25 protein-coding genes are annotated in these 26,914 nt (G+C 69.4%); 10 read left to right on the top strand and 15 right to left on the bottom strand.

Annotation, left to right across the window (positions count from 1 at the left end; all coding sequences use genetic code 11):
* Nucleotide 1: 1 nt before the first annotated feature.
* Nucleotides 2–1,972, bottom strand: coding sequence for a cytochrome o ubiquinol oxidase subunit I (cyoB, locus tag C0481_RS10185; RefSeq protein WP_293403336.1), 1,971 nt, complete (start codon nucleotides 1,970–1,972; stop codon nucleotides 2–4).
* 37 nt (nucleotides 1,973–2,009) lie between these two features.
* A complete protein-coding gene (cyoA, locus tag C0481_RS10180) occupies nucleotides 2,010–3,020 on the bottom strand; it encodes a ubiquinol oxidase subunit II (RefSeq protein WP_293403281.1) in 1,011 nt (336 codons plus the stop codon).
* Nucleotides 3,021–3,178: 158 nt separating this feature from the next.
* On the opposite strand from cyoA, the gene C0481_RS10175 reads away from it, so the two are divergent.
* Complete coding sequence (locus C0481_RS10175; protein ID WP_293403279.1) at nucleotides 3,179–4,510, top strand: MFS transporter; 1,332 nt, start codon at nucleotides 3,179–3,181, stop codon at nucleotides 4,508–4,510.
* Here C0481_RS10175 and C0481_RS10170 read toward each other — a convergent pair.
* From C0481_RS10170 to C0481_RS10160, 3 genes are all read right to left on the bottom strand, one after another.
* Nucleotides 4,507–6,495, bottom strand: coding sequence for a TonB-dependent receptor (locus C0481_RS10170; RefSeq protein ID WP_293403277.1), 1,989 nt, complete (start codon nucleotides 6,493–6,495; stop codon nucleotides 4,507–4,509). The two genes, C0481_RS10175 and C0481_RS10170, sit on opposite strands and share 4 nt — an antisense overlap.
* A gap of 118 nt (nucleotides 6,496–6,613) precedes the next feature.
* Nucleotides 6,614–8,881, bottom strand: coding sequence for an NADP-dependent malic enzyme (locus C0481_RS10165; RefSeq protein ID WP_293403275.1), 2,268 nt, complete (start codon nucleotides 8,879–8,881; stop codon nucleotides 6,614–6,616).
* 136 nt (nucleotides 8,882–9,017) lie between these two features.
* On the bottom strand, nucleotides 9,018–10,121 hold the full coding sequence (locus C0481_RS10160) for an HPP family protein (protein WP_293403273.1): 1,104 nt from the start codon (nucleotides 10,119–10,121) through the stop codon (nucleotides 9,018–9,020).
* A 184-nt stretch (nucleotides 10,122–10,305) separates the two neighbouring features.
* Here C0481_RS10160 and C0481_RS10155 point away from each other — a divergent pair, with 184 nt between their 5' ends.
* Nucleotides 10,306–10,647, top strand: coding sequence for a PilZ domain-containing protein (locus C0481_RS10155; RefSeq protein ID WP_293403271.1), 342 nt, complete (start codon nucleotides 10,306–10,308; stop codon nucleotides 10,645–10,647).
* Nucleotides 10,648–10,649: 2 nt separating this feature from the next.
* Here C0481_RS10155 and C0481_RS10150 read toward each other — a convergent pair whose 3' ends face one another.
* Nucleotides 10,650–10,910, bottom strand: a complete 261-nt coding sequence (locus C0481_RS10150; protein ID WP_293403269.1) for a DUF1272 domain-containing protein — start codon at nucleotides 10,908–10,910, stop codon at nucleotides 10,650–10,652.
* A gap of 167 nt (nucleotides 10,911–11,077) precedes the next feature.
* Between C0481_RS10150 and C0481_RS10145 the strand changes: the two genes are divergently transcribed.
* Nucleotides 11,078–11,848: a THxN family PEP-CTERM protein gene (locus C0481_RS10145; RefSeq protein ID WP_293403267.1), complete on the top strand. Its 771-nt coding sequence runs from the start codon at nucleotides 11,078–11,080 to the stop codon at nucleotides 11,846–11,848.
* 65 nt (nucleotides 11,849–11,913) lie between these two features.
* Here the strand turns inward: C0481_RS10145 and C0481_RS10140 are convergent, their stop codons facing one another.
* The 3 genes from C0481_RS10140 to C0481_RS10130 are packed head-to-tail and all read right to left on the bottom strand — an operon-like array spanning nucleotide 11,914 to nucleotide 15,414.
* Nucleotides 11,914–12,165, bottom strand: coding sequence for a hypothetical protein (locus tag C0481_RS10140; protein ID WP_293403265.1), 252 nt, complete (start codon nucleotides 12,163–12,165; stop codon nucleotides 11,914–11,916).
* 58 nt (nucleotides 12,166–12,223) lie between these two features.
* Nucleotides 12,224–14,743: an FtsX-like permease family protein gene (locus C0481_RS10135; protein ID WP_293403263.1), complete on the bottom strand. Its 2,520-nt coding sequence runs from the start codon at nucleotides 14,741–14,743 to the stop codon at nucleotides 12,224–12,226.
* Complete coding sequence (locus tag C0481_RS10130) at nucleotides 14,743–15,414, bottom strand: ABC transporter ATP-binding protein (RefSeq protein WP_293403261.1); 672 nt, start codon at nucleotides 15,412–15,414, stop codon at nucleotides 14,743–14,745. Before C0481_RS10130 ends, C0481_RS10135 begins: the two co-directional genes overlap by 1 nt.
* A gap of 53 nt (nucleotides 15,415–15,467) precedes the next feature.
* Between C0481_RS10130 and C0481_RS10125 the strand changes: the two genes are divergently transcribed.
* The gene (locus C0481_RS10125; RefSeq protein WP_293403259.1) at nucleotides 15,468–16,115 is read left to right on the top strand and encodes an arylesterase; all 648 of its coding nucleotides are present in this window, start codon (nucleotides 15,468–15,470) and stop codon (nucleotides 16,113–16,115) included.
* On the opposite strand, the gene C0481_RS10120 is transcribed toward C0481_RS10125, so the two are convergent.
* Genes C0481_RS10120 through C0481_RS10110 form a run of 3 tightly spaced genes read right to left on the bottom strand, consistent with a single transcriptional unit; the run spans nucleotide 16,112 to nucleotide 17,838 of the window.
* Complete coding sequence (locus tag C0481_RS10120; RefSeq protein WP_293403257.1) at nucleotides 16,112–16,933, bottom strand: DUF2807 domain-containing protein; 822 nt, start codon at nucleotides 16,931–16,933, stop codon at nucleotides 16,112–16,114. The two genes, C0481_RS10125 and C0481_RS10120, sit on opposite strands and share 4 nt — an antisense overlap.
* Before the next feature lie 15 nt (nucleotides 16,934–16,948).
* Nucleotides 16,949–17,515, bottom strand: a complete 567-nt coding sequence (locus C0481_RS10115; RefSeq protein ID WP_293403254.1) for a DUF1700 domain-containing protein — start codon at nucleotides 17,513–17,515, stop codon at nucleotides 16,949–16,951.
* Nucleotides 17,512–17,838 carry a PadR family transcriptional regulator gene (locus tag C0481_RS10110; RefSeq protein ID WP_183769467.1) on the bottom strand — a complete coding sequence of 109 codons (327 nt, stop codon included), beginning with the start codon at nucleotides 17,836–17,838 and terminating at the stop codon, nucleotides 17,512–17,514. Before C0481_RS10110 ends, C0481_RS10115 begins: the two co-directional genes overlap by 4 nt.
* A 121-nt stretch (nucleotides 17,839–17,959) precedes the next feature.
* On the opposite strand from C0481_RS10110, the gene C0481_RS10105 reads away from it, so the two are divergent.
* The 4 genes from C0481_RS10105 (at nucleotide 17,960) to C0481_RS10090 (ending at nucleotide 20,399) form a co-directional block, all read left to right on the top strand.
* Nucleotides 17,960–18,769 (top strand): peptidylprolyl isomerase, encoded by an 810-nt coding sequence (locus tag C0481_RS10105; RefSeq protein ID WP_293403251.1) that lies wholly within the window; start codon nucleotides 17,960–17,962, stop codon nucleotides 18,767–18,769.
* A 92-nt stretch (nucleotides 18,770–18,861) separates the two neighbouring features.
* The gene (locus tag C0481_RS10100; RefSeq protein WP_293403249.1) at nucleotides 18,862–19,494 is read left to right on the top strand and encodes a LysE family translocator; all 633 of its coding nucleotides are present in this window, start codon (nucleotides 18,862–18,864) and stop codon (nucleotides 19,492–19,494) included.
* A gap of 56 nt (nucleotides 19,495–19,550) precedes the next feature.
* Nucleotides 19,551–19,994, top strand: coding sequence for a cupin domain-containing protein (locus tag C0481_RS10095; protein ID WP_293403247.1), 444 nt, complete (start codon nucleotides 19,551–19,553; stop codon nucleotides 19,992–19,994).
* A 60-nt stretch (nucleotides 19,995–20,054) separates the two neighbouring features.
* Nucleotides 20,055–20,399: a hypothetical protein gene (locus C0481_RS10090; protein ID WP_293403245.1), complete on the top strand. Its 345-nt coding sequence runs from the start codon at nucleotides 20,055–20,057 to the stop codon at nucleotides 20,397–20,399.
* On the opposite strand, the gene C0481_RS10085 is transcribed toward C0481_RS10090, so the two are convergent.
* Nucleotides 20,396–21,670 carry an MFS transporter gene (locus C0481_RS10085; RefSeq protein WP_293403243.1) on the bottom strand — a complete coding sequence of 425 codons (1,275 nt, stop codon included), beginning with the start codon at nucleotides 21,668–21,670 and terminating at the stop codon, nucleotides 20,396–20,398. The two genes, C0481_RS10090 and C0481_RS10085, sit on opposite strands and share 4 nt — an antisense overlap.
* Before the next feature lie 65 nt (nucleotides 21,671–21,735).
* Between C0481_RS10085 and C0481_RS10080 the strand changes: the two genes are divergently transcribed.
* Nucleotides 21,736–22,317, top strand: a complete 582-nt coding sequence (locus tag C0481_RS10080) for a TetR/AcrR family transcriptional regulator (RefSeq protein WP_293403241.1) — start codon at nucleotides 21,736–21,738, stop codon at nucleotides 22,315–22,317.
* On the opposite strand, the gene C0481_RS10075 is transcribed toward C0481_RS10080, so the two are convergent.
* Together C0481_RS10075 and C0481_RS10070 are read right to left on the bottom strand one after the other, a co-directional pair.
* Nucleotides 22,314–23,279, bottom strand: a complete 966-nt coding sequence (locus C0481_RS10075; protein ID WP_293403239.1) for a DUF1254 domain-containing protein — start codon at nucleotides 23,277–23,279, stop codon at nucleotides 22,314–22,316. The genes C0481_RS10080 and C0481_RS10075 overlap by 4 nt on opposite strands.
* Before the next feature lie 99 nt (nucleotides 23,280–23,378).
* Complete coding sequence (locus C0481_RS10070; RefSeq protein WP_293403237.1) at nucleotides 23,379–25,025, bottom strand: amidohydrolase; 1,647 nt, start codon at nucleotides 25,023–25,025, stop codon at nucleotides 23,379–23,381.
* 107 nt (nucleotides 25,026–25,132) lie between these two features.
* Here C0481_RS10070 and C0481_RS10065 point away from each other — a divergent pair, with 107 nt between their 5' ends.
* Nucleotides 25,133–26,878, top strand: a complete 1,746-nt coding sequence (locus tag C0481_RS10065; RefSeq protein WP_293403235.1) for a hypothetical protein — start codon at nucleotides 25,133–25,135, stop codon at nucleotides 26,876–26,878.
* The last annotated feature ends 36 nt before the right edge of the window (nucleotides 26,879–26,914 follow it).

The raw sequence follows: 26,914 nt of genomic DNA, 5'->3' as shown, positions 1-26,914 counted from the left end.
GTCAGGCCGCTCCCGGCGCTGTACGCGCGCCTTCGATCCGCGCCACTTCCTCGGCCGGCACGTAGTAGTCGCGGTCGTAGTTAAAGGTGTGGGCGATCGAATAGACCAGCAGCGCCACGAAGCTGAGCGCCGCCAGCCACCAGATGTACCAGATCATCGCAAAGCCCAGCACCAGGGCCAGGGCCGAGATGATCACCCCTGCCCCGGTGTTGCGCGGCATGTGGATCGGGCGGAAGCCCTCAGCCGGCGGCGCGTGGCCGAGCGCCTTCATGTCGTACCAGGCGTCGAGGTCGTGGACCCGGGGGGTGAAGGCGAAGTTGTAGGGCGGCGGCGGCGAGGTGGTCGACCACTCCAGGGTCCGGCCGTCCCAGGGATCGCCGGTGGTGTCGCGCAGCGCCTCGCGGTTGCGGATGCTGACGGCGATCTGGATCACGAAGGCGAGGATGCCGACCAGGATGATCAGGGCGCCGATACCGGCGATCACGAACCAGATCTGCAGCGAGGGATCGTCGAAGTGGCGAACCCGCCGCGTGGTGCCCATCAGCCCGACCACGTAGATCGGCGTCCAGGCGACCCAGTAGCCGATCACCCAGCCCCAGAACGAGATCTTGCCCCAGAAGGGATCGAGCTTGAAGCCGAACGCCTTGGGGAACCAGTAGACCATGCCGGCGAAGAGCCCGAAGACCACGCCGCCGATGATCACGTTGTGGAAGTGGGCGACCAGGAACAGGCTGTTGTGCAGCACGAAGTCGGCCGGCGGCACGGCCAGCAGCACCCCGGTCATCCCGCCGACCACGAAGGTCAGCATGAACGCCACGACCCACATCATCGGCAGCTCGAAACGGATGCGGCCGCGGTACATCGTAAATAGCCAGTTGAAGATCTTCGCACCCGTCGGGATCGAGATCACCATGGTGGCGATGCCGAAGAACGAGTTGACGCTCGCCCCTGATCCCATCGTGAAGAAGTGGTGCAGCCAGACGAGGTACGACAGGATGGTGATGACCACCGTGGCGTAGACCATCGAGGAGTAGCCGAAGAGACGCTTGCCCGAGAAGGTCGAAGTGATCTCGGAGAAGATCCCGAACGCCGGCAGGACCAGGACGTAAACTTCCGGATGCCCCCAGATCCACACCAGGTTCCAGTACATCATCGGGTTGCCGCCGAGGTCGTTGGTGAAGAAGTTCATCCCGACGTAGCGGTCGAGCATCAGCAGCGCGAAGGCTCCGGTCAGCACCGGGAAGATGGCGATCGCCAGGACGTTGCTGCACAGGGCGGTCCAGCAGAACACCGGCATTTTCATCATCGTCATGCCCGGGGCGCGCATCTTGATGATGGTGGTGACCATGTTGATGGCCGATAGGGTCGTGCCGACCCCGGCTATCTGCAGGGCCCATAGGTAGTAGTCCGGCCCGGTGTCCGGACTGTTCTGGATGTTGGCGACCGGCACGTAGTTCAGCCACCCGCCGCGCGAGAACTCGCCCACGAACAGCGAGATCATCACCAGCACCGCGCCGGCGACGGTCAGCCAGAAGCTCAGATTGTTGAGGAACGGAAACGCCACGTCCCGCGCGCCGATCTGCAGCGGCATGACGAAGTTGACCAGCCCGACGATCAGCGGGATCGCCACGAAGAAGATCATGATCGTGCCGTGGGCGGTGAAGATCTGATCGTAGTGGTGGGCCGGCAGATAGCCCTCCGCACCGCCGAACGCGATCGCCTGCTGGGCGCGCATCATCAGGGCGTCCGCAAACCCCCGCAGCAGCATGATGATCCCGAGGATCATGTACATGATGCCGATCTTCTTGTGGTCGACGCTGGTCAGCCACTCATGCCAGAGCCAGCCCCACAGCCGATAGCGCGTCACCGCCGCCAGGATCCCCAGGCCGAGCAGCACCACGACGATGAAGGTGCCCAGCAGGATCGGCTCGTGGAGCGGTATGGATTCCCACGACAGCCGGCCGAACAGCATCGTCCAGAAGGTCTGCTCGTGCATGTCTATCTCCGGCTCATCCGAGCGCCGTGGGCGCGCCGGGTTCGAGGAAGGACGTGTCGTGAGGGTGCGGAGCGGCCGGCGCGGGCTTTGCGGGCGCCGGCGGCGGCGCGGCGGGCTGGGCGCCATGCGAGACGTGCGAGCCGCCCTTCTGGCGGTCCTTCGCCATGACCTCGTGCATGCAGGGCGTGCCCGGCGGCACGCAGCGGTTCAGCACGCGATGGAAGAGGTCCGGCTCGACTGAACCAAAGTAGGCGGGCGGCACCTTCTCGCTCGGTTTCGCGAGGGCGAGATAGGCTGGGGTGCTGAGCGCGGCCGCGGACTTGGTCTGGACGACCCAGGTCTCGAAGCCGGCGGCGTCGACGCCGCGCAGCCTGAAGCGCATGTCCGAGAAGCCCTCACCGCTGTAGTTGGCCGAGAAGCCTTCGTAATCGCCGGGTCGGTTGAGGACGGCGTGCAGCTGGCTGCGCATGCCGGGCATCGCATAGACCATCCCCGCCAGGGTCGGGGCGTAGAAGGTGTTCATCATGTTGGTCGAGGTGATGTCGAAACGCACCTGGCGATCGACCGGCAGGACCAGTTCGTTGACCGTGGCGATCCCCTGCTCGGGGTAGATGAACAGCCATTTCCAATCCATCGCCACCACCTGGACGGTCAGCGGCGCCTCGCCGGCGACCGTCGGCTTGCCGGCGGCGATGCGGTCCAGCGGGCGGAACGGATCAAGCAGGTGCGTGCTCGACCAGGTCAGGGCGCCCAGGGCGATGATGATCAGCAGCGGCCCGGCCCAGATGGCCAGCTCGAGCGACGTCGAGTGGTCGAAGTCAGGATCGTAGGTCGCCTCGCGGTTGCCGGCCCGATAGCGCCAGGCGAACACGATGATCAGCACGATCACCGGCACGATGATCAGCAGCATGAGGCCGGTCGAGGTGTAGATCAGGTTGCGCTGCTGGACGGCGATGTCGCCGGCCGGATCGAGCACATCGCGAGAACATCCGGCCAGAAGCAGCAGCAACGGCGCGAGCAGCACGGCCGCCGGCTTCCCCCATCCTCTTGGGAACGATCTCGCCCATTGGCCATTGCCTTGTCGCGGCATCGTGCTTCCGCTCTCAAGCCAAGGGTGGGTGCGAGCCGGCTGAAGGCCCGACCGCCATTCGGAAACGCAGAGGGACATAGGAGATCAGCAGCATGGTCGGGCCGGTCACCGCGTCATCGACGTCAACGCCGCTGGAGCGCGACGCTGCGCTGATCAACGCACGAGAGCACCGTGTGGCTCCCGGCGAAATTGCAATCGGCGTGATCATCGGCCGGACCAGCGAGTTCTTCGACTTCTTCGTCTATGCAATCGCCTCGGTGCTGGTGTTCCCGTCAGTGGTGTTTCCGTACGTCGATCCGGTCACCGGAACGCTCTACGCGTTCGCCATCTTCGCCCTGGCTTTCGTCGGCCGGCCGTTCGGGACGCTGCTGTTCACTGCGCTCGACCGCCGCCACGGGCGCGGCGTGAAGCTGACCCTCGCGCTCTTCCTGTTGGGGGGCTCGACCATGGCGATGGCGCTGCTGCCCAGCTATCATCAGGTCGGGGTGTGGTCGGCGGCGCTGCTGGCGCTGTTCCGCTTCACGCAGGGCATGGCGCTGGGCGGCGCCTGGGACGGCCTTCCCTCGCTGCTGGCGCTGAACGCGCCGCGCGAACGGCGCGGCTGGTACGCGATGATCCCGCAGCTCGGCGCGCCGCTGGGCCTGCTCGTGGCTGCGGCGCTGTTCGGCTACTTCCTCTACGTGCTGCCGGCCGACGACTTCCTGAACTGGGGATGGCGCTATCCGTTCTTCGTCGCCCTGGCGATCAATGTCGTGGCCCTGTTCGCCCGCCTGCGGATCGTCGCCACGCCGGAATTCCAGCGGCTTTTCGAGACCCGTGACCTCCAGCCCTCGCCGCCGTTCGCCACCGTGTTCGCCGAGTGGCGCACCATCGCGCTGGGCGCGCTCGCCACCCTGGCCAGCTTCGCGCTGTTCCACCTGGTGACGGTGTTCCCGCTCTCCTACGTGACCCTGTTCGCCGACGAACCCCCGATCCGCTTCCTGATCATCGAAGGCGTCGGCGCGATCGTCTGCGTGGGCGCGGTGATCGCTTCCGGCGTGATCGCCGACCGCGTCGGGCGTCGCGCGCTGCTCGGCGTCTCGGCGGTGCTGATCGGCGCCTATAGCGGCTTTGCGCCCCAGCTGCTGAACGCCGGGCCGGTCGGCGAGGTGTTCTACATGCTGGTCGGCTTCGTGCTGCTGGGGCTGGCGTTCGGCCAGTCCTCGGGCATCGTCAACAGCAAGTTCACGCCCGAGCACCGCTATACGGGCGCGGCGATCGTCGCCAACTCCGCCTGGTTGATCGGCGCGGGCTTCGCCCCGCTCGTGGCGCTGCTGCTGGCCACCCGCTTTGGCCTATGGTCGGTCGGCGCCTACCTGCTGTCCGGCGCGATCTGCACCCTAGCGGCGCTGGCGATCAGCCGCGACTGGGGCGAAGCCGCCTAGCGCCGCAGGATCAACCCGACGCGGAAGGTCTGCGGCTGGTCGTAGCTTTCCAGGCCGTCGCCGGTCTGGGCGGTCTCGATCTTGGCGTCGAACAGGTTGTCGGCGGCGGCGTAGAGCGTCACGGCGCGCGACACCGACCAGTCGGCCCGCAGATCGACCTCGGTCGCGGCCGAGAGTTCGCGGGTGTTGAGGTCGTCGTCGTAGCGGTTGCCTTCGTAGCGCACGCTGGCCCGCAGGCTAAGGACGTCGAGCGGACGCCAGATCGCCTCCCCCGCCGCGGTGAGCCGCGGGGTCTGGGCCGGGCGCAGGCCGGTCAGCTGGGGTGCGGCCGAGCCGCCGTCGACCTCGGCTTCGGTATAGGCTCCGGCCAGGCGCAGGGAGACGCTCTCCCAGCGGCGTTCGATCTCGGCCTCCACGCCATAGGCCTCGACCTCGCCCGCGTTCTGGCGCTGGCGCAGCACGCCGCCCGCCGGGATGAACCCAGCGATCGGGAAGGTCCCTGGTCCGAAGCCGATGGTGACGTTGGTCACCGCCGCCTCCAATCGGTTGGCGAACACCGTGACGTCCCAACGCAGGTCGCCCTCCGAGCCGACGCCGAGCTCGACGCCGTAGAGCTTTTCGGGTTCCAGGCCGGCGTTGGCCTCGGTGACGTCGTTGCCGACCCGGAACGGACGGTAGAGCTCGTTGAGCGTGGCTGGGCGGAAGCCGGCATAGGCGGCGCCGCGCAGGTAGAGGTCGTCCGAGACGCTGTAGCGCGCGCCGAGCCGTCCGGTCGGCAGCCAGCCGTCGCGATCGCTGGGACGGTTATCGAGGGTCACCGCGCCGCTCGCGGCGTCACGTTCGGTGCGATGGCCGTCATAGGTGGCCCAGCGGTCGATCCGCACCCCGCCGGTCAGCAGCCAGTCGCCGAGATTGCGGTAAGCCTCGCCATAGGCGCCGAGCACCGACTGGGTTCCGCCGGCGACGCGATCACGGGTGAAGGCCCCGGCCATGTAGCGGAACTTCTCGCGGGTCTCGCCGTCGAAGATACGGGCGTCGGCGCCGACTTCCCAGCCTCCGTCAGCCGCGTCACGGCGCCAGGCGGCGGTGAAGCCATAGCCCATCGCCGGGGTCGCGTACTGCTCGCTGGCCGGGGTGGTGGTGTTGCGGCCGGCGGCCACGGCGGCCGAGCGGTTCTCGAAGTCCGAGCGCTTGACCCAACCCTGCAGGCGCCAGCCTGTTCCCTCGCCCTCCGGCTGGTCGACCAGGGTCGCCGAGAGGGTCGCGCCAGTGGCGCGGGAGTCGGCGCCGACCAGACCCGCGCCGCGCTTTTCCTGATAGCCCGAAAGGCGCACGGCCAGCTGCTGGTCGCCGAGCTGCGGCGTCCAACGCAGCGCGCCGCCGAGGCCGCGATAGTAGAGCTCGGTGTCGGCCGCGCCGCGCCCTGCGCCCAGCGGGATCCAGCCGTCGCTGCGCTCGGTCGCCGCGGCCATGAAGAGGTCGCCGACGGCGCCGGCCGCGGCGGCGCCGGCCAGGCCACGTTCGCCGCCGTACACTTCGTACTCGCCGCCGCTGGGGACGCGGGTACGCTCGGATAGCTGGATGGTCCCGGTCAGCGCGCCGGCGCCGTAGGGCCCCGCGCCCGCGCCGCGCACGATCTGGGCCTGTTCAACCGCGATGGTCGGCAGACCGGTCCACAGCACCCAGCCGCCGAACGGGTCGTTCTGAGGGACGCCGTCGAGCAGCACCAGCGCGCGGCTGGCCCCAGAGCCGGCGATCGAGCGGACGCTGATCCCCTGGGTGGTCGGGTTGGAGGCCTGGCTGGAGGTCCGGCGGAACAGCTGCACGCCCGGCGTCGCGGTCAGCGCCTCATCCAGGCGCGGCGCGGTGGCGATGGCCTCGCTGTCGATGGTGACGATCGCGAACGCCTTGTCGGTCGGCGACGGCGGCAGCCGGGCGGCCTCGACAACGACGGTGTCGACGAGCGGAGGAAGCTCTAGAGGCACTGGCGCGACTCTCCCGAATTGGACGCGCACGGACTAGCGCAGGCTTCGCCCCGTCCGGGTAGAGCTAAACGGCCACACTGCGGGCGGGAGACGCGCAGCAGCGCGCCTCCCGTCGTCGTCAGGCCTGGGCCGCGGCCTGGCTGGCCACCAGGGCGGTCATGTTGACGATGCCGCGGGCCGTCGCCGTCGGGCTGAGCACGTGCAGCGGCTTGGAAAGGCCGAGCAGCAGGGGGCCGACCTCGATGCCCTCGGTCACCGCGCTGACCAGGGTCAGGGCGATGTTGGCGGCGTCGAGCGAGGGGGCGATCAGCAGGTTGGCGTCGCCGGCGAAGGCCCCGCCAGAGATGTAGCGAGTACGGACCTGCTCGTTCAGGGCCGCGTCGCCGTGCATCTCGCCGTCGATCTCGAGACCCGGATCCAGCGTGCGGACGATGGCCAGGGCCTGGCGCATCTTGCGGGCCGAGGGCGAGTTCGACGAGCCGAAGCTGGAGTGCGAGAGCAGCGCCACCTTCGGAGTGATGCCGAAGCCGCGCACCGCCTCAGCCGCCAGGATCGTCGACTCGGCGATCTGCTCGGCGGTCGGATCGACGTTGACGTGGGTGTCGCAGAAGAACAGCGCGCCCTTGGGCATGATCACCCCGGACAGCGCCGAGATCCGCGAGACCCCCGGCCGCGCCGGGATCACCGGCGTGGCGTAGGTGAAGTGCCGCCACCAGTCGCCGCCGCCGCCGACCAAGGCGCCGTCGACCACGCCGCGGCGCAGCAGCATGGCGGCGGTCACGGTCGGGCGAGTGACGACCCGGCGGTTGGCGGCGGTCGGCGGCACGCCGCGCCGCTCAACGATGGCGCGGTACTCGGCCGAAATCTCCTCGACGGCCGGATCGGAGTCGGGATCGAAGATCTCGATGTCGCGGTCGGGGGTCAGGCGCAGACCCAGTTCACGGACCTTGGCCTCGATGGTCTCGCGATGCCCGATCAGCACCGGGCGGGCGAGCTGCTCGTCGACGACGGTCTGGACGCCGCGCAGGACGCGCTCGTCCTCGCCCTCGGCGTAGGCGATGCGGCGCTTGCAGTCCCGCGCCTGGGCGAACACCGGGCGCATCAGCTGGCCCGAACGATAGACGTAGCCTTCGAGTTCGCGGCGATAGGCCTCGAAGTCGGCGATCGGGCGGCGGGCGACGCCGGAGTCCATCGCCGCCTTGGCGACGGCCGGTGCGATCTCGAGGATCAGGCGCGGATCGAACGGCTTGGGGATCACATAGTCGCGGCCGAACAGCGGGACCTGGCCGGCATAGGCGCTGGCGACAACGTCGCTGACCTCGGCCCGGGCCAGTTCGGCGATGGCTTCGGCAGCGGCCTTCTTCATCGCCTCGTTGATCTCGGTGGCGCCGACGTCGAGGGCGCCGCGGAAGATGAACGGGAAGCAGAGGACGTTGTTGACCTGGTTCGGATAGTCGGACCGGCCAGTGGCGACGATGGCGTCGGGACGGCTGGCGACGACCAGCTCGGGCAGGATCTCCGGCTCGGGATTGGCCAGGGCCATGATCAGCGGGCTCTTGGCCAGCAGCGACAGCCACTCCTGCTTCAGCACCCGCGGGGCCGAGAGGCCGAGGAAGATATCGGCGCCGACCAGCACGTCCGGCAGGGCGCGGGCGTCGGTCTTGCGGGCGTAGCGGGCCAGCTCCGGCGTCAGGTCGCCGCGATCCTTGTGCACGACGCCGTTGATGTCGGTCAGGGTCACGTTGTCGGCAGGCAGGCCCATGGAGACCAGCAGGTCGACGCAGGCCAGGGCCGCGGCCCCGGCGCCGGACGTGACCAGCTTCACCTCGGAGAGCTGCTTGCCCTGGATGGTCAGAGCGTTGCGGACAGCCGCGGCGCAGACGATGGCGGTGCCGTGCTGATCGTCATGGAAGACCGGGATGTTCATCCGCTGGCGCAGAGCGCGCTCGATGTAGAAGCACTCGGGCGCCTTGATGTCCTCGAGGTTGATGCCGCCGAAGGTCGGCTCCAGGGCGGCGACCACCTCGACGAAGTGGTCGGGATTGGCCGAGGAGACCTCAAGGTCGAAGACGTCGATGCCGGCGAACTTCTTGAAGAGCACGGCCTTGCCCTCCATCACCGGCTTGGAGGCGAGCGGACCGATGTTGCCGAGGCCGAGAACTGCGGTGCCATCGGTGATCACCGCCACCAGGTTGCCGCGGGCGGTGACACGTTCAGCCCAGGCCGGATCTTCGACGATCGCTTCGCAGGCCGCCGCCACGCCTGGCGAATAGGCCAGAGCCAGGTCGCGCTGGGTGGCCATCGGCTTGGTGGGTTCGACGCTCAGTTTCCCCGGCCGTCCAAACTCGTGATAGGCGAGCGCCGCGCGCCGCAGAGCGTCATCCAAAGCCGGTTCCTTCCAAATACAGAGCTACCCACGCGTGGGGGCTTGGTCCCACGAGGGTCATCGATACGACGGGGCGGAGGCTGGTTTCTAGCCCAGACCAGCGGAAATCCTAGTCCTGCTGGCGAGTTATCGCCGATCAGGCGGCGGAGCGCTCGGCGACCACCGTCTCGACGATGTGGGCGCGGTAGAGCACGGCCAGCAGATCGGTCTGGGTGATGATGCCGATCAGCACCCGGTTTTCATCGACAACCAGGGCCTCGTGCGCCGCGCCGCTGGACAGCAACGGCAGCAGCGCCTCGATGGGCGTGGACTCGCGGACCTTATGCACGAAGGGATCGACCACGGTCTCGACCGGCCGCTGGCCGGCGGCCTGCAGCTCGGCGCGGCGGACCATGCCGACCACCCTGCCCTGGATGTCGACGACCGGCACGGTGCGCAGGTCGTGCGATCTCATGAAGGCCAGAGCGCTCTGCGCGCTCTGCTGGGCGTCCACCGAGATCACGTCGCGCGACATGATCGCGCCGCAGAGGATCGCCGAGTGCAGGCGCTTGTGGGCGGCCAGCTCGACCTGCCGAAACAGGGCGTCGAGGTCCTCGCGGCTGACGTCCAGCAACTCGCCGTACTGGGCCAGGGCCTGATCGAGGTCGGCGGCGGTGTAGCCGACACGGCTCTGCGGGGCGAGATCGCTGGTGGCGTGTGGGTTGGCGGCGACGGGCACGCGGTGCGGATAGGACCGGCCCATCAGACGGTTGAGACCGACGGCGGCGATGACCAGCAGCAAGGAGCAGAGACCGACCGGGACCAGGGCGAAGCCGAAACCGAGGTCGCTGACCGCCGGACCGCCGATCACTGCGGTCAGGGCCATGGCGCCGCCCGGCGGGTGAAGGCAGCGCGCCAGCATCATCGCCACGATGGCCAGCGAGACCGCCAGAGCAGCGGCGACCGCCGGCTGCGGCACGAACATCGCGCAGGTCACGCCAACCAGCGCAGAGATGACGTTGCCGCCGAGCACGGAACGCGGCTGGGCCAGCGGGCTGGCCGGCACCGCGAACAGCAGGACCGCCGAGGCGCCGATCGGTCCGACCAGCAGCGGCCCAAGGCCGAGGTCGCCGCCAGAGATCGCCCGCGCGACCAGCCCGGCTAGAGCCACCCCCAGCAGACTGCCGACCCCGGCGCGCAGCACGTCGTCGAACCGGACCGGCGCGCGGCCGCCCAGCACACTGATGAGCCTGCTCAACATGCGGGCGCTTATGCACAGAAGATTGGCGCCGCGCGCCCCGGAATCTCTATTCGCACCCCAAGTTTTTCAGGCGGCGCGACGAAGCGTCGCCTTTGGAATCGCATCGGTTTCGGCTTTGGCTGCGGTCGAGCGGCAAGCGTGGCCATTAAGCCAGCTGAAAGCGTTTACCTGACAGGATGCCAACGTGAGCGCCCCTGACTACACAGATCGCCGAGAGCACCCCCGCGAGCCGACGAGCCTTCGCGCGCGCGTGTTCTATGGCAAGGAGATGGCCCACTGGGCCGACTGCTCGATCGTCGACCTGAGCAAGGGCGGCGCGCGGCTGCAGATTTCGGCGATCTATCCCCTGCCCTCGCGCTTCGTGGTGCTGCAGTTGCTGGGCGGCGTCGTCTATGACGTGCGCGTGCGATGGCGGCGGGGCGACATGACCGGCGTCTCGTTCGACGCCCAGGCCCAGATCGAGACCAACACCGAAGAACGGCTGGCCGGCGTCCAGAAGGCCTGGGAAGCGCTCCGCGCCGCCTGAGCCTAGGCGGCCGACCGCTTCTCGACGCAGGGCGCGGCCGCGCCGACCACACGCTCGGCCGAGGCCGGAAAGCGCGCGAGGGCCATGGCCGGCCGGATCGGGCGCGACGCGAAGTTCCCTCCGCAGTTCGGACAGGCGCCGTTCAGAACGCCCTCAGCGCAGTCGACGCAGAAGGTGCATTCGAACGAGCAGATGCGCGCCTGCGCCGAGTCGGGCGGCAGGTCGCGGTCGCAGCATTCGCAATTCGGCTTCAGCAAAAGCATCGGGGTCTCCAGCGAGGATCGACCTCAGACTGCCCCAGGTCGCTCGCCCGACGAACGACATAGTTCCCTCGAAAAGCGACAAACGTCGACTGGCGCCGAGATTGCGAGAGCCCGCTCATCGAATTTCAATTTGGGACGCACCAGCGTTCCGCACACTGGGGCTGAACATGAACATCAAGGGTTTTGTGATCGCGCTGACCGCGGGCCTTTCAATCACCACCGCCGCCAACGCCGGCACCGTTATCTTCACCGACATCAAGGGGACCTGGTCGAGCCCGACCGGGGCTTCGGTCAGCTATTCGGGCAACGGCAGCGGTTACGCCAAGGCTTCGTGGGGGAACAGCACCGGCTACGGCAAGAGCGCCTACACGTTCGACGGCGCCTCGCCGATCAACGTCAACGTCGCCAGCCCCGGCAACTACGGTCCGTTCGAGATCGGTGAATTCACCCACAACAACTGGCCGGTCACCGGCAACGCGATCACCTCGATCAAGCTGGCGATCAGCACCAAGATCATCATCGACGGCGTCGACCAGGGCGTGAAGACCTTCAACTACGTCTTCAACCACCTCGAAACGACCAACGATGTCCCCGGCTACAACGGCACCTGCGCCAATGGCCTGAGGGAAAGCGCCAGCATCAACGCCAACGGCTGCGCCGACCGCGTCCAGGTCAATTTCCTGAGCACTTCCGACACCTTCAAAGTCGGCGGAGCCCTCTACGCCCTCGACTTCGCCGGCTTCATGGACGGCACGACCCCGGTCACCGACTTCTGGACCAAGGAGCGCAAGAACAACTCCATCAACATGATGGCCAGCGTCAAGCTCGTGCAGTCGGCGGTTCCCGAACCCTCCACCTGGGCGATGATGATCATCGGCTTCGGCGCCGTCGGCTCCATGGCCCGCAGCTCGCGCCGCCGACTGGCCTTCGCCGCCTAAAGCGACAACCTACCGAATATTGGTGGAACTGGGCCGCCCGTCCTGCGACGGGCGGCCTTCTTTTGTCAGGCGTCCCAGACGCGGCCGGTATGGGCCACGTGGAAATCGCCGCTGACCGACAGCACGATCCAGTCGCCCGCCTGGGCGATCGCCCAGCCTTGGGGCGTGCAGACCTGAACGGCGCCAGCCTCGGTCATGGCCTGGGCGTCATCGCCCAGCCAAGCCCAAAGCTTGTGCCAGCTACGGGTGTCGTTGGCCGGCGGCACGCGGAGCGCAGCGCCATGATCGAAAGCAGCGGTGGAACGGGCGGACCTCATGAAGACGAAGTAGGCCCTGCGTCGGTGACCAGATCCTTAAAGCCCGTTCACTCTGTTTTCATTCTGAACGCAACGCCGCCGCCGGCCGCTTGGCGAGGGCATGAAGCGAGGCGAGCAAGCCCCCGAGTCCCGCCAGCAGCGCCGCGCCCAGCACCAAGGCCGCGACGCCAGACCAATCCACGGCCCAGTCGGCTTTGAACACCAAGGTCACGACCGGCCAGGCCGCCAGCGCGCCCAGCCCCACACCGGTCACCCCGGCGATCAGCCCGACCGCGCCGTATTCCAGCACATAGGCGCCCAGCACCTGCAGCCGAGTGGCGCCCAGCACCTTGAGGATTGAGGCCTCGCGCGTGCGGGCCTGGGCGCGGGCGGCGATGGCCCCGGTCAGCACCAGGAGGCCGGCCAAGGCGGCGACGGCCGCGGCGCTGCGGATCGCCAGCACCAGCCGGTCGAACAGTTCGGTCGCCGCCTCCAACTGCTCGCGGACGGAGATGACATTCACCTCCGGGAACTCGGCCCCCAGAGCGCGGGTGACGCGGGCCTCCTGCGCCTTGCCGGCCTTGGCGATGGCCACGTGGCGCAGTTCGGCGCCTTCCAGGGTCGAGGGCGTCAGGATCAGCGGGAAGCTGGCCCCGAAGCCGCCGACGTCGACCTTGCGCAGCACGGCGATCTTCGCCTCGATCTCCCGGCCGAGCACCGACAGGGTGACCATGTCGCCGACCTTCAGCCCGCCGGCGCGGGCGGCGTCGACTTCTATGGCCAGCAGCGGCGGTCCCTGGTAGTTCGCCGGCCACCAGCGGCCCTCGACGATCTGTGGGTCGGCCGGCCGCGGGCCGATGGCCGAGATCGAAATGTCGTTGTCGTAGGCCCAGCGCTCACGCTCGGTGATGGCTTTGCGGTCGACCGGCTCGCCCTTGATGTGGACGATGCGGCCGGTGAGAAAGGGCGCGCGCAAGTAATTGTCGGCGTTCAGCTTCTGTCCGAAGGCGGCCTGCACGACCTGGTCGAAGCGTACGGCTTCCGAACCCGGGATCTCGGTGAAGACGATGGCTGGCGCGGTCTTCGGCGCGACCTCGGCGACTTGGCGCAGCAGGCTCGACTGGATCAGCACCACCGCCGCCAGCAGCCCGACGCCGAGGCCGATGGCTGGGGCCGCCGTGCGGGCGGCGGATCTGGGGCCTGCCAGATTGGCGAGGCCCATCCGCACTGCGCCGTAGGTCCGGCCGCGCAGGCGTCCGGCAAGGTGCGCAGCCAGCAGGCCCAGCCCCCACAGCAGTACGAACGACGCCGCCACGCCGCCGATCATGAGGCCGGCGGCGAGTGGAGTCGGCGCGGTCACGACCGAGAGCACGCCGAGCGCGATGGCGGCCAGCGCGGCGCCGACCGTCTCGACGCTGAAGCCCAGGCGCCCGCGGGTGTCGCGCCGGAACAGGCTTGCCGGCGGCGTGGCGCGGGCACGGGCCAGCGGCGCCAAGGCGAAGGCGGCGGCCGAGAGCAGCCCGAAGGCCCCGGCCCTCAGCAGCGGCTCCGGATAGACGGCGAACAGCGCCGGTACGGTCAAGTCGTCAGGGATCAGGCTGGCCAGCAGGAACGGCGCGGCCGCACCGACCGCCAGGCCGATGGCGACGCCGAGCACCGCCAGCACGCCGATCTGGATCAGATAGAGATCGCGGATAAAGCGCCCCTCCGCCCCCAGCGCCTTGAGCACGGCGATCGAGGGTTTGCGCTCCTCCAGGAAGGCGGTGACCGCGCCGTAGACGCCGAGCCCGCCGGCGACCAGCGAGGCCAGGCCGATGAAGCCGAGGAAGTATTCGAGCTGGTCGATCAGCCAGCGAACTCCGGACGCGGCGTCGTCGCGATCGCGGATCCGCACGCCGCGGTCCTTGATCTCCTTGCGCAGCGCCTTGCGCGCCTGCGGCGGGGTCACGTCCGCAGGCAAGGCGATCCGGGCGGTCTCCAGGAACGGCAAGCCCGGCTCCAGGAATCCCCCCGCCTCGACCGCCTGGCGGCGGACCAGCACGCGCGGCCCCAGCGCAAAGCCGCGCGAGAGGCGGTCGGGCTCCTGCACCAGCACCCCGCGGACCAGCACCGGCAGTTCCCCGACCAGGATGCGGTCGCCGATCTTCAGATTCAGACGCTCCAGCAGCACCCGCTCGACCACGGCCCCAGCGGTCCCATCGGCCGCCGGCGCGATGGCGCGGTGGAAATCACCGCCGCCTTCCAACGTGACCTGGCCGGCCAGCGGATAGGCGTCGCTGACCCCGCGTAGCTCCACGAGCCGGCGCTGGCCGTCGGGGGCCTGGGCCATGGCCCGACTGCCGACCGCCCAGGAGGTCTTGCCAGCCTTCTCGATGGCGGCGCGCTCGACGGGGGTGAAGCGGCGTTGCTCGACCGTGACCGCCATGTCGCCGCCGAGGATTTCACGCGCCTGGCTGGCCAGGCCCTCGCGGAAGGCCTCGGCGGTCGAACCGGCCGCGGCGATAGCCGCGACGCCGAGCGCCAGGCAGGCAAGGAAAATGCGGAACCCGCTGACGCCCGAGCGCAGCTCGCGCGCGGCGAAGCGCAGGGCCAGCGGCATCAGGCGTGACCGCCGCTGAGCCGCACTTGGCGGTCGGCGCGCTCAGCCAAGGCCGGATCGTGGGTGACCAGGACCATCGCGGCCCCCTCCTCCGCCACCAGGCCGAACAGCAGGTCGGCGACCTTGGCGGCGTTGGCGGCGTCGAGATTGCCGGTCGGCTCGTCGGCGAACAGCAGGGCCGGCCGCGGGGCGAGCGCTCGGGCAAGAGCGACGCGCTGCTGCTCGCCCCCCGACAGCTGATGCGGATAGTGTCGCATTCGGGCCGACAGCCCGACGCGGTCGAGCCAGCCGCGGGCGACGCCGTCGGCGTCGGCGATTCCGGCGATCTCCAGCGGGGCGGCGACGTTCTCCAGGGCGGTCATGTTGGGCAGCAGGTGAAACGACTGGAAGACCAGCGAGACCTTGCCCCTGCGCAGGCGCGCGCGGCCGTCCTCGCTCAGGCGTCCGAGGTCCTGGCCCAGCAGCTCGACGCGGCCGGCGGTCGGCTGTTCAAGGCCGGCGGCGACGGCGATCAGGCTGGACTTGCCCGATCCCGAGGGACCGGTGATCGCCACCCGTTCGCGCGGCGCCACGGAAAAGCTCAGGTCCTTGAGGATTTCGACCGGTCCGGCCGCCGACGGCAGGGTGAGCGAGACGTTGGCGACGGCGAGCGGCGGAGCTGCTTCGGACAATGCGGCCTCTGGAGATTGAGCTTCACTGGCTATCGCCTAGATAGGACAGCGACATGGATGCGACAGCCCCCCGATTTCCGAGCCGCCGGCTGCTGATCGCCGCCGCTCTGGCCGCCTGGCCGGCCCAGGGCCTGACCCAGCAGCGCCGGGTGATCACCATACTGGGCGACTCGATCACCGCCGGCTATGGCCTGCCCGCGAGCGCCGCCCTGCCCGTGCAGTTGCAGGCGCAGTTGCGCAAGCTGGGTTCGAACGCCCTGGTCCGCGGCGCCGGCGTGTCGGGCGACACCACCGCCGGCGGGCTGGCGCGGGTGGACTTCAGCGTCCAGCGCGACACCGACGTCTGCCTGGTGGCGCTAGGCGGCAACGACCTGCTGCAGGGGATCGATCCCAAGCGCACCCAGGCCAATCTCGACAAGATCGTCGCCCGCCTGAAGGCGCGGAAGATCGGCGTGGTGCTGGCCGGGCTGGCGCCGCCGCCGGTGATCGGTCGCGCCTATGCCCGCGACTTCCAGGCGGTGTTTCCGGCTGTGGCCAAGGCCCAGGGCGTGGCGCTGTACCCCAACCTGCTGGCCGGAGTGGCCCAGCAGCCGCGCCTGAACCAGCCTGACGGGTTCCACCCGAACGCCCAGGGCGTGACGGTGATCGCCCAGGGCCTGGCGCCGGTGCTGGTCAAGGCCCTGGGCGGACGGCGCGCCTAGGTCTCCTTGGCCGCCGTCGGCTTGGCCGGTTTGGCCGGTTCGCCGACCCCGCCCGCCTTGCCGCCATTGTCGAAGATCACCGAACCGGCGCCCGCGACGTCGGTCTCCAGACGCTTGGGCCGGGTCAGCAGCCGAGCGGTGCCCGAGCCGGAGACTTCCAAGCTGGCGGCCTCGCGCGGGGCCAGGACGACCTCGGCCGAGCCGGAGATGTCGGCGTCGGCGTTGTCGGTGACCAGGTCGGTGAGGTCGGCCTCGCCCGAGCCCGAGAGCTCGACGTCGACCTCGCGGGCCTGGCCGCTGGCGACCACCTCGGACGAGCCGCTGGCGATGATCTGCAGCTGGTCGTGCTTGTAGCCGCGGATCTCCAGGCGGTCGTCGCCGCTGATCTGGAAGCGGGTGACGGCCGGGGCCGTCATCACCACCCGCAGGCGGGCGTAGTCGGCGAGCGGCTGGTCGAGACTGAAGCGCCCGTCGCTCAGGCGGATGCGGTCCACGACGTCCTTGGGGCCGTAGATCGTCACCTTGCCCGGGCCGGGAGCCTGGGTGAACTCGACGGCGGCGGGAATGTCGAACTCGGCCTTGGTCGAGCCATCCCACGCCAGTTCGCGGGTAATCTCGCTGGCGTCCTTGTCGAGCGGCCGGTCGCGGCGCAGATCGCGATCACGCCATTCGCGGCGCTCGTGGCGGTCATGCCAGTCCACGTCCCAGTTCCAGTTGCGGGCGGCCAGCTCAGGCCCGCCCAGGGCGGCGGCGCCGGCCAGGGCGACAACCCCTGCCAGGAAGCCGGCCACGGCGATCATCACAAGCACACGGATCATGTCTGCGCTCCTGGCTCAGGACTGCGGTTCGATGGCCGGCTTGAGCAGCCGGTAGTGAAGACGCCCGTACCAGACCAGGGCATTGACCAGGCCGATGACGACGATGGTCAGGATCGCGCCGGCCGAGGCGGCCAGGGCCATCATCCCGATGCCGGCCAACAGGGCGGCGATCGGCCCGCCGGGCGGTCCGAGGAACGGGCCAGCCGCGAACACCACACCGCCGGCGATGAAGACGCCGATGGCCGCGACGATCAGGCCGAACAAGACGCCGCCGACGGTCATCAGGATCGGCAGCAGGATCAGGATGTCGATGGCGCCAAGCCCCAAGACGGCGAAGATCGCGCCGGCCGCGGAGGTGGGATTGCGTTGCTCTTCCCACTTCTTGAGGCCGCTCTCGGCGCGCAGCTCACGAGCCAGGCGGGCCGGATCGCCCAGCGCCTCGGCCACCTCCTCCTCGGTCCGGCCCGCGGCCGCGCCCTCGGCGAAGTGGGTTTCGTAGTCGGCCACGGCGTCCTTGATGGCGGCCGGCGGCAGGCCCGAAAGGCCCAACCGCAGCCGATCGATGAAGGCCTGACGGTTCATTGGGCGTCTCCAAGAATGTTGTCGACCGCACGGGAAAACGCAGCCCATTCCGCTTTTTGCGCGGTGAAGCTCGCCTTACCGGCCTCGGTCAGCTTGTAGTATTTGCGCGGCGGCCCGGCCGAACTCTCGACCAGATAGGTCTCGACCAGCCCGTCGCTCTGCATCCGCCGCATGAGCGGATAGATCGTTCCCTCACCCATATCGATCCCCTCGGCCAGGCGGCTCGCGATCTCGTAGGCGTAGCTGTCGTGGGAAGAGAGCAAGGCGAGCACGCAGAGCTCGAGCACCCCCTTCTTCAATTGGACTTGCACGGTTTCCGGCACGGCGAACCTCCAGTTCGCCTATCGTGTATCGCACGGTAGCGTGTACAACAAGGTAGCTTGCATTACATCTTAGTAAGCTTGGGCAGTGGCCTCTATCGGCAGGTTGCCCGATAGTCCTTCCATGATCCGCACCATCGCCGCCGCCCTGGCCCTGTCGTTCGCCCTCCCCGCCCAGGCCGCCGATTGGCGCCCCCTCGATCCGGAGAACACGCTGGTGATCGAGACCAGCAAAGGGATTGTCGTCGTCGAGATGCGCCCGGACTTCGCGCCGAAGGCGGTCGAACGGGTCAAGCTGCTGGCCCGCGAAGGCGTCTATGACGGGCTGCAGTTCCACCGGGTGATCGAGCACTTCGTCGACCAGACCGGCAACCCGAACAACAAGGACGGCGGGGTCTCGCAGCACCCGGATCTGCCGCCGGAGTTCACGTTCCGGCTGAAATCCGGCGCGCCGGCCAAGGTCGTCGTCAACGCTAGCGACAGCCTGGCAGGTTTTGTCGGCTCCGCGCCGTTCGAGGCGGCTTCGGACCTGGAAGCCCGGCGGGACGCGGCCATCGGGCGACGGGCCTGGGGCGCCTACTGCCCGGGCGTCGCCGGCATGGGTCGGCAGGCCGGCGAAGGCACGGCCAACTCAGAGATCTTCTTCATGCGCGCGGCGAGCCGGCGGCTGGACCGCAGCTATACGGTCTGGGGGCGCGCCGTCGTCGGGCTGGACGTCATCCGCGCGGTGGCGGTAGGCGAGCCGCCGGCGAACCCCGACGTGATGCGCAAGGTCCGCGTCGCCGCCGACCTGCCGGCCGCCGAGCGCCCGAAGATCGAGGTCATGGGCGAGCACGGCGCGGCCTTCGCGGCGCTGGTCGACAAGGTCCGCCGAGAACGGGGCGCGGACTTCTCGATCTGCGACATCGAGGTCCCGACACGGCCCATTCCCTAGGCGAGTGACTTGAGCGCCGCTCGATTGCCGAAAAGTCGCGCGACCAGCGGGCCGAGCGTGGCTATGAGCCCTGGCAGGCAAGGGAGCTGCGCATGGTCGCCTGGACGGACTGGATCGCATTCGGACTGATCGCCTTGGGCATGGCGCTGACGCCCGGCCCGAACATGATCTACCTGATCTCGCGATCCATCTCGCAGGGCAAACGCGCGGGGCTGGTCTCACTGGCCGGGGTGGCGCTGGGCTTCATCTTCTACATGCTGTCGGCGGTGGTCGGGCTGACCGCGCTGGTGATGGCCATTCCGCTGGCCTACGACGCGCTACGGATCGGCGGAGCGATGTATCTGGCCTGGCTGGCCTGGAAGGCGCTGAAGCCGGGCGCGGCCTCGCCGTTCGAGGTGCGGGCGCTGGAACCGCACTCCGACGCCAAGCTGTTCGCCATGGGGCTGTTCACCAACCTGCTGAACCCCAAGGCGGCGGTGCTCTATCTGTCGCTGCTGCCGCAGTTCATGCATCCCGAGCGCGGCGGCATGCTGGTTCAAGGGGTGGTGCTGGGCGCGACCCAGATCGCCGCCAGCGTGGCGGTGAACGGAGTGATGATCCTGGCCGCCGGCTCCGTCGCCGGGTTCCTGGCGACGCGTCCGACCTGGGCGATGATCCAGCGCTGGATCATGGGCACCGTGCTGGGCGGCCTGGCCGTGCGCATGGCGCTGGACTCGCGTCGCTAGCTGCGGGCGACCCGACGGAAATCGTGCTATCCTGTGGAAACCACAGGAGAAACGTCATGCTTAGGACAGTTGTTCTCGTTAGTGGCTTGCTGTGCCTGGGATCGACCGCCACGGCGCAGGTCAACACCGGCGATCTGAAATGGGGTCCCGCCCCCGCCGTCTTCCCCGCTGGAGCCCAGATGGCGGTGCTGGCGGGCGATCCTGAGAAAGCGGGCACGTTCGTCATCCGCCTGAAGATGCCCGCCGGCTACAAGATCCCGGCGCACAACCACCCGAGCGACGAGTACGTCACCGTCGTATCCGGCGACCTGTCGCTGGGCATGGGCGACAAGCTCGATCCGGCCAAGAGCGCCAAGCTCAGTCCGGGCGGATTCGCGGTCGCCGGCGCCAAGATGAACCACTTCGCCTTCTCGACCGGCGGCGCGGTGGTGCAGGTCTCCGCCGAGGGGCCGTTCGCACTGACCTATGTCAACCCGGCGGACGACCCGACCAAACGCTAGATCGAAGCGGAACCCTGGACCGGACGGGGCCGTTCGCTTGGGAGCGTTCAGGAGCCCGCTATGAGACTCGCCGTTTTGCTGACAGCCGCCCTCCTCGCCCCCGGCGCCGTCGCGCAGACGGCGCCTGGGCCGCTGGGCCTGACCGCCGAGCAGCTCGACGACGCCGACCTGCTCGATCCGCAGGGTCGCGAGATCGGCGAGGTGGAGAACCTCATGCTCGGGCCCAAGGGCGACGTCGTCGGCCTGGTGGTCGAGATCGACCAGCGCTCGCCGAAACCCGACCGCCGCGTGCAGGTCGAGCTGGCCAGCATGCGGGCCGTGCCCGATCCGACCGACCCGGGCGGGTTCAACGTCCAGAGCAGCCTGTCCCGCGATCAGCTGCTGGCCCTGCCCGAGGCGCGCTAGGCCAGGGCCGGCGCGCTCGCCGTCTGGCGGCGGATCATCAGCGAGGCGAGCGCGGCGACCAGCGCCGCGACGCCGGCCAGGACGAAGGCTTCCAGGTAGCGCCCCTGGGCCGCGCGGATCACGCCTGCGGTGACGGCGGCCGTCGCCGCGCCGGCCTGATGCCCGGCGGCGATCCAGCCGAAGACGATCGGCCCGTCGTGCTCGCCGAACGCCTCAGTCGCCAGCCGCACGGTCGGCGGCACGGTGGCGATCCAGTCTAGGCCGTAGAACACGGCGAAAATCCCCAGGGCGACAATCGAGAAGTCGGTGAACGGCAGCACCATCAGCGAGAGGCCGCGCAGGCCGTAATAGACGAACAGCAGCTTGCGCGGGTCATAGCGGTCGGTGAGCCAGCCCGAGAGCGTGGTGCCGATCAGGTCGAAGATGCCCATCACCGCCAGCAGGGTCGCCGCGCGGGTCTCGGGCAGGCCCTGGTCCGAGCACATGGCGATCATGTGCACGCCGATCAGGCCGTTGGTGGTCAGGCCGCAGACGAAGAAGCCGCCGAACAGCAGCCAGAAGGTCCGGGTGCGGGCGGCGCGGAACAGCGCGCCGAACGCGCCGCGCAGGGCGCCGCCCGCCGGCATCGGCTGGGGAGCGACATAGCTGTCGCTCGCGCCGTAGGGCTTCTGGCCGATCGATGCCGGGGCCTCGGGCAGCAGGAACCAGACGATCGGGGCGAGCACGGCCATGACCGCGGCGATGGCCAGCACCACCGGCCGCCAGCCGCCGGCCTCGGCCAGGGCCGCCATGCCGGGCAGGAAGATCAGCGAGCCGGTCGCCGCCGAAGCGCTGAGCAGGCCCATCATCAGGCCGCGCCGCGCGACGAACCAGCGATTGACCACCGTCGCGCCCAGCACCATCGCCACCGCGCCCGAGCCGACGCCGCTGATCACGCCCCAGGTGGCGACATAGTGCCAGGGCTCGGTCATCAGCGACGAGGCCGCGGTCGAGAGCGCCATGACCGCCAGGGCTAGGGTCACCGTGCGGCGCACGCCGAACGACTGCATCAGCGCCGCGGCGAACGGACCGGTCAGGCCGTAGAGGAAGATGCCGACGGCCGCGGCCATCGAGATCGTGCCGCGATCCCACTGAAACGCCCGCTCAAGCGGCAGCATCAGCACCCCCGGCGCTGAACGCAGGCCGGCCGCCGCCATCAGGGCGATGAACACCGCGGCGACCGCGACGAAGGCATAGTTCTGGCCAAAGGGTCGGGGGCGCGGTATCGTCATGTTACTGACCTGTAAGTTTCATCTGGATATACGTACCGGTCAGTTACATCGTCAAGCGAACTTCCATGACCGAGCCGAACAAACCCGCCCTGCGCGCCGCCGACAAGATCCGCGAGACCGCCCGCGAGCTGTTCTATCGCGAAGGCATCCGCGCCGTCGGCGTCGACGAGATCGTCGCCAAGGCCGGGGCCACCAAGCCCAGCCTCTATCGCGCCTATAAATCCAAGGATGAACTGGCCGCCGCCGTGCTGCGCGAAGGGGCCGACACCTTCTGGGGCCGCTTCGAGGCGGCGGTCGACGCCCATCCTGGCGATCCGCGCGCCCAGGTGCTGGCGTTCCTCGAGGGCCTGGCCGAGCGCGCAGCGCAGCCCGAGTATCGCGGCTGCCCGCTGAGCAATGCGGCGGTCGAATACCCCGAGGTCGGCCACCCTGCCCGGCTGACCGCCCAGGATTTCAAGACAAAGGTGCGCGGGCGGCTGCGCGGCATGGCCGCCGAGATGGGCGCCGACGACCCGCACGGCCTGGCCGACGCCCTGATGCTGGTGATCGAGGGCGCGTATCTCAGCAGCCAGTTGTTCGACGAAGACCGGCCAACGGCCGAGGCGCCCCGCGCCGCCGCCCGCCTGATCGAAGCCTATACCCGCTAGACGGCCTGCGGCGACGGGAAGGTCCAGGCGCCGCTGAGCACCTCGGGCCGCGGCCGGTAGAGCCGCACGAGATAGTTCCAGCCCGGCATGATCGGCAGGCAGTTCGGGACCACGCCGTCGCAGCCGCCGAATTGGATGGTCACGCCGCCATCGGCGTCCGGCTTGGCGGTGATGCTGTTGACCGAATAGGCGTTCTGCGGGTTCGGCGCGAAGTAGCCCTCGGCGTTGTAGAGGCTGATCGACCAGAAGCCATCGACCGGCACCTCCCCGACCTTCAGACGATAGACCGTCTTGCCGTCGTTCTTCTCGGGCGTGACGTTGAGATAGAGCGCCTCGCTCTCCGGGTTGCCGCCCCAGCCCATCGCCGCCCCGATTAGGCGGCGGACGGGATCGACCTGGTCCTTGGGCCCGAACATCCCCTTGGTGTCCGGCAGGGTCGAGGCGAGCGTCAGCAACGCCGCGCGCACCTTGTCCTGGCTCTCCTTGTCCCATTGCGGAATCTCGAAACGGCCCGGATCGCCGGGCTGATCGATGGTCATCGCGTCCTGCAGAGCGGCGACCTGGGCAAGATCGGCCGGATCGTTCGGATCGGCCAGGGTCCGGATCGCAACGACAACGTAGCGCGTGCCGACGGCGTCGCGCGTCAGGGTCCGCGCGCCGGCGCCGTAGGTGACCGACAGCGTGTACTGGTCCTCATTGATCACCTGCACCGACATGAACCGCCGCCCGGCGTCCGGCAGGGTGACCGCCGCCGGCCCGGCGTCGAGATCCAAGACGATCGCCGAGTAGAGCGTGTCGCGGTTCAGCCGGATGACGTTCTGGTGGTCGATGGGAGCCGGCGCCCGATTGTGCATGAAGCGGGCGAAGGCGTTTTCGTTCTTGATGATGTTCGCGAAGTAGAGATCGCTCTCGGCGCGGACGAAGTTGTCGGGCGTGACGAGGATCGGGCTGTTATCGGGCATGGCTGGCTCCTGGCTGAGCCCCAATGCTCAGCCGGCCGGCGGCCCCTCGCTATCCGCAAAACACCCTAGAGTGGTCGGCGCGGCAGCCCACGCTCGAACTCACGATCCAGACTGGTAGACCACCTTGCCGCCGACGATGGTCATGACCGCGTGGGCCTTGGCGATGTCGGCGAACGGCGCGGTCATCAGGTCGACCGAAAACACCGAGACGTCGGCGTCCCGCCCGACCGACAGGCGCCCGAGATCCTGCTCGCGGAACACGGCGAAGGCCGAGCCCGACGTCAACATGTCGAGCGCCTGGGCGCGGGTGACCGCCTCGTCGAGATGCCAGTCGGGTCCGGCGAAACCCTTGAGATCGTGGCGATAGGCGGCGGCGTAGAACTCGACCAGCGGATCGCCCTTCTCCACCGGGGCGTCCGAGCCGCCGGCGACATGCGCGCCGGATTTCAGCAGGCTCTCCCAGGCATAGGCGCCTTTGAGGCGCTCGGGGCCCAGACGGGCCGGCGCGAAATAGAGGTCGCCGATCGCGTGCGAGGGCTGCATCGAGGCGACGACGCCCATCTGCGCAAAGCGCGGCAGGTCCTCGGGCGCCAGGATCTGGGCGTGCTCGACGCGCCAGCGCGCAGCCTTGAGCGCGCCAGGATCGCCGGCGAAGGCCTGCTGGTAGGCGTCGAGGATCACCCGGTTGCCGCGGTCGCCGATGGCGTGGACGGCCATCTGAGCGCCCGAGTTGCGCGCCTTGGCGAGGATGGCGTCGACAGTTTCGCGCGGGGTGACGATGAGACCGGTCCCCTCGGCGTCGGAATAGGGCGCCAACAGCGCTGCGCCGCGCGAGCCGAGCGCCCCGTCCATGAACAGCTTGACGCCGCGCACGCGCACCAGGCCGGTCGGATCCTGGGACGGCCCCTCGGCCAGCACTTTCTGGGAGTCGGCCTGGGACATGTAGTTGTCGATGCGGATCGACAGTTCGCCGCGCGCGGCCAGCGACTGCTGGACCGCCACTTCCGCGGACGAGACGCTCATGTCGTGCAGGCCGGTCCAGCCGCGCGAAGCGTAGACCCGCGCCCCTCGGCGCACCGCCTCGGCCAGGGCTGCGGCGCCGGGCGGCGGAACCTTGGCGCGGACCAGGCTCATGGCGTTGTCGATCAGCATGCCGTCCGGCTCGCCCTTGGCGTCCTTCAGGATCTGGCCGCCGGCTGGGGCGGCAGTCTGGGCGGTGATCCCAGCCAGCTTCAGCATGGCGGTGTTGGCGACCAGGGCATGGCCGTCGGCGCGGGTCAGCACCACCGGCCGGTCGGGTACGGCGCGGTCCAAATCGGCGCGGGTCGGAAAGCGCTTTTCCGGCCAATGGGTCTCGATCCAGCCGGCGCCGGAGATCACGTCGGCCCCGGGGTTAGCCGCCGCCCACGCCTTCAGCCGGGCGACCAGGGCCTCGATCGACGCGGTCCCCTCCAGGTTGAGGGTCATCTCGCGGAAGCCGATCCCCGCCAGGTGGGCGTGGGAATCGACGAAGCCCGGATAGGCGGCGGCCCCCTTGAGGTCGATGTCGCGGGCGCCGGGCGCGGCCGCTCGCGCGGCGTCGAGCCCGCCGACATAGGCGACCTTGCCGTCCTTGACCGCCAGGGCCTGGACCACGGCCTCGCCGGTATAGATCGGTCCGCCGTGGATCAGCAGATCCTGCGCCGCGGCCGGAGCCGCCAGGGCTAGGCCCGCCGTCAGGGCTAGAGTTTGCAAAGCCGCGCGCATGTTTCCCCCACCGTGAATCGCCGCGTCCATTGATCGACGATCTGCGAGCGCGCGCAAACCGCCTTCGCGCTATGGCCACTCGCCGCGGAAGCAGCCACAGTGAAGTCATGACTCGGGGGGAAGCAGGTCGGCCGGCATGGCTGGGCGCGCAAGCGGCTTACGGCCTGCTGGCGATAGCGGCGCTCGCCGTGGCGCTGGTCTATGTGGACCGCATCTTTTTCGAGCTGCCGCTCTATGCCGGGGCCGAGAGCTCGCACCTCGTCCATGCGCTGTTCGGGAAGACGCTAGCGGCGCGGCCCGATCTGCTGCCCCAGGCCCAGGGCATGGGCGACACGCTGTTCGGCCTGCTGATCCGAGCGCTGACCTATGCGACGCAGAACCTGCTGCCCTGGCTGCGGGTCCTCGGCGCGGCCGCCTATTTCGGCGGCCTGGCGCTGATGCTGGCCAGCGTGCGCACCAGCCTGGACCGGGACGGCTGGATCGGGGCGGCGCTGCTGGCGCTGGCCTATCCCTATTACCGCTTCGCCACCGCGGCCCTGCCGGAAGGCTGGTACGTGCTGCTGCTCGGCGCGGCGGCGCTGGCCACGACACGGCTCTATGCCCCCCGCCCGATCGTCCATGCGGCCCTGGCCGGCGTTCTGGTCGGGGCCCTGACCATGCTGAAGCCGCAAGGGCCGGCGGTCGGCGTCGCGTTCCTGCTGCTGGCTGTGGTCGACCTGCTGCTGGGCCGACGCGATCTGCGCGTCTTTGTCGGACGCGTGACCGTGCTGGCTGTGACGTTCCTGATCAGCGTGAACCTGTTGCAGCTGGCCACGGACCAGGCCGCGACCGCGCCCTTCAGCTTCTATCTGGAAAACCGCTACGACGCGCTGCTGACCGGCTCTGTGACGCCAGAGGGCTGGATCGCCGGCGCCCGCGGCCTGGTGGCGATGGTTGCGTCCTGCGTCATGCTGGCCGCGGTTCCGGCGCTGACCGGCCTGCTGCGGATAGAGATGCGTTGGCGCTGGCACCGGGGACGCGGCCGCTTCTTCCTGGCCCCGCACGAGGCCACCTTCCTGCTGGTGCTGTTCGCCCTGGCCCTGAACCTCGGCCTGACCGCGCTGCTCGCCACCGGCGAGACCGCCAATCCCAGCCGCATCTGGGGACGCCAGTTCGAAGCGCTGATCCCGCTGCTCTGGATCGCCGCCGCCCCATTCATCAGCGAATTCGACCGCGCGGGCGGCCGCTGGTGGCGGACGGCCATGGGGGCGGCCCCGATCGTCGGCCTGGCCGGGCTGGGCGCCTGCCTGATCGGCGGCGTGACCCCGCGCGCCTGGGACGCCGCCGCCCTGAGCGCCTTTTCGCTCGAGCATCTCCCAGCCGCCGGTCTGGCGGCGGCGATCATCGTCGCGGCCGGCGCGGCGACCGCCCTTCGCAGTTGGTCGGTCATGAGCATCTGGCTGGCCGCCTTCGCGGCGCTGGCCGTGCTCTCCACCGTCCTGGACGTGCAGTGGGAACGCACCAACGCCGCCGCGCGCGACGCCCTGGCCCAGGACCTGACGGCGGCCGCCGCGATCATCGAACAGCGCCCCGGCGGCGTGGCGGTGATCGTCGAGGACCCGATCCAGGCGCGGCTGGCCTATCTGCGGCTGCGGGCCCGCCCGATCACCATTCTGAGCGCCCCGGACCGCGCCCGACTGGCGGAAATCGACACCGTGGCGGCCATCGGATCACGGCCGCTCGGGCCGGCCTGGCGGGTCGCGTTTCATGGTCAGAAACTGATCGTCTATACACGCCGAACGGGGCCCTCGATCCCGCCGCGCGCATCGGTCGCGGGCGGTGGAGGTCTTCTGTCGGAGCCTGGAAGCGGCTAAGAGCGCGCAGAATCATCGCGCCGCCGCGGCCGCGAC

The sequence above is a fragment of the Phenylobacterium sp. genome (assembly GCF_013822795.1).
Lineage (GTDB): Bacteria > Pseudomonadota > Alphaproteobacteria > Caulobacterales > Caulobacteraceae > Phenylobacterium.
This window is presented reverse-complemented; position numbering and strand designations above follow the sequence as displayed.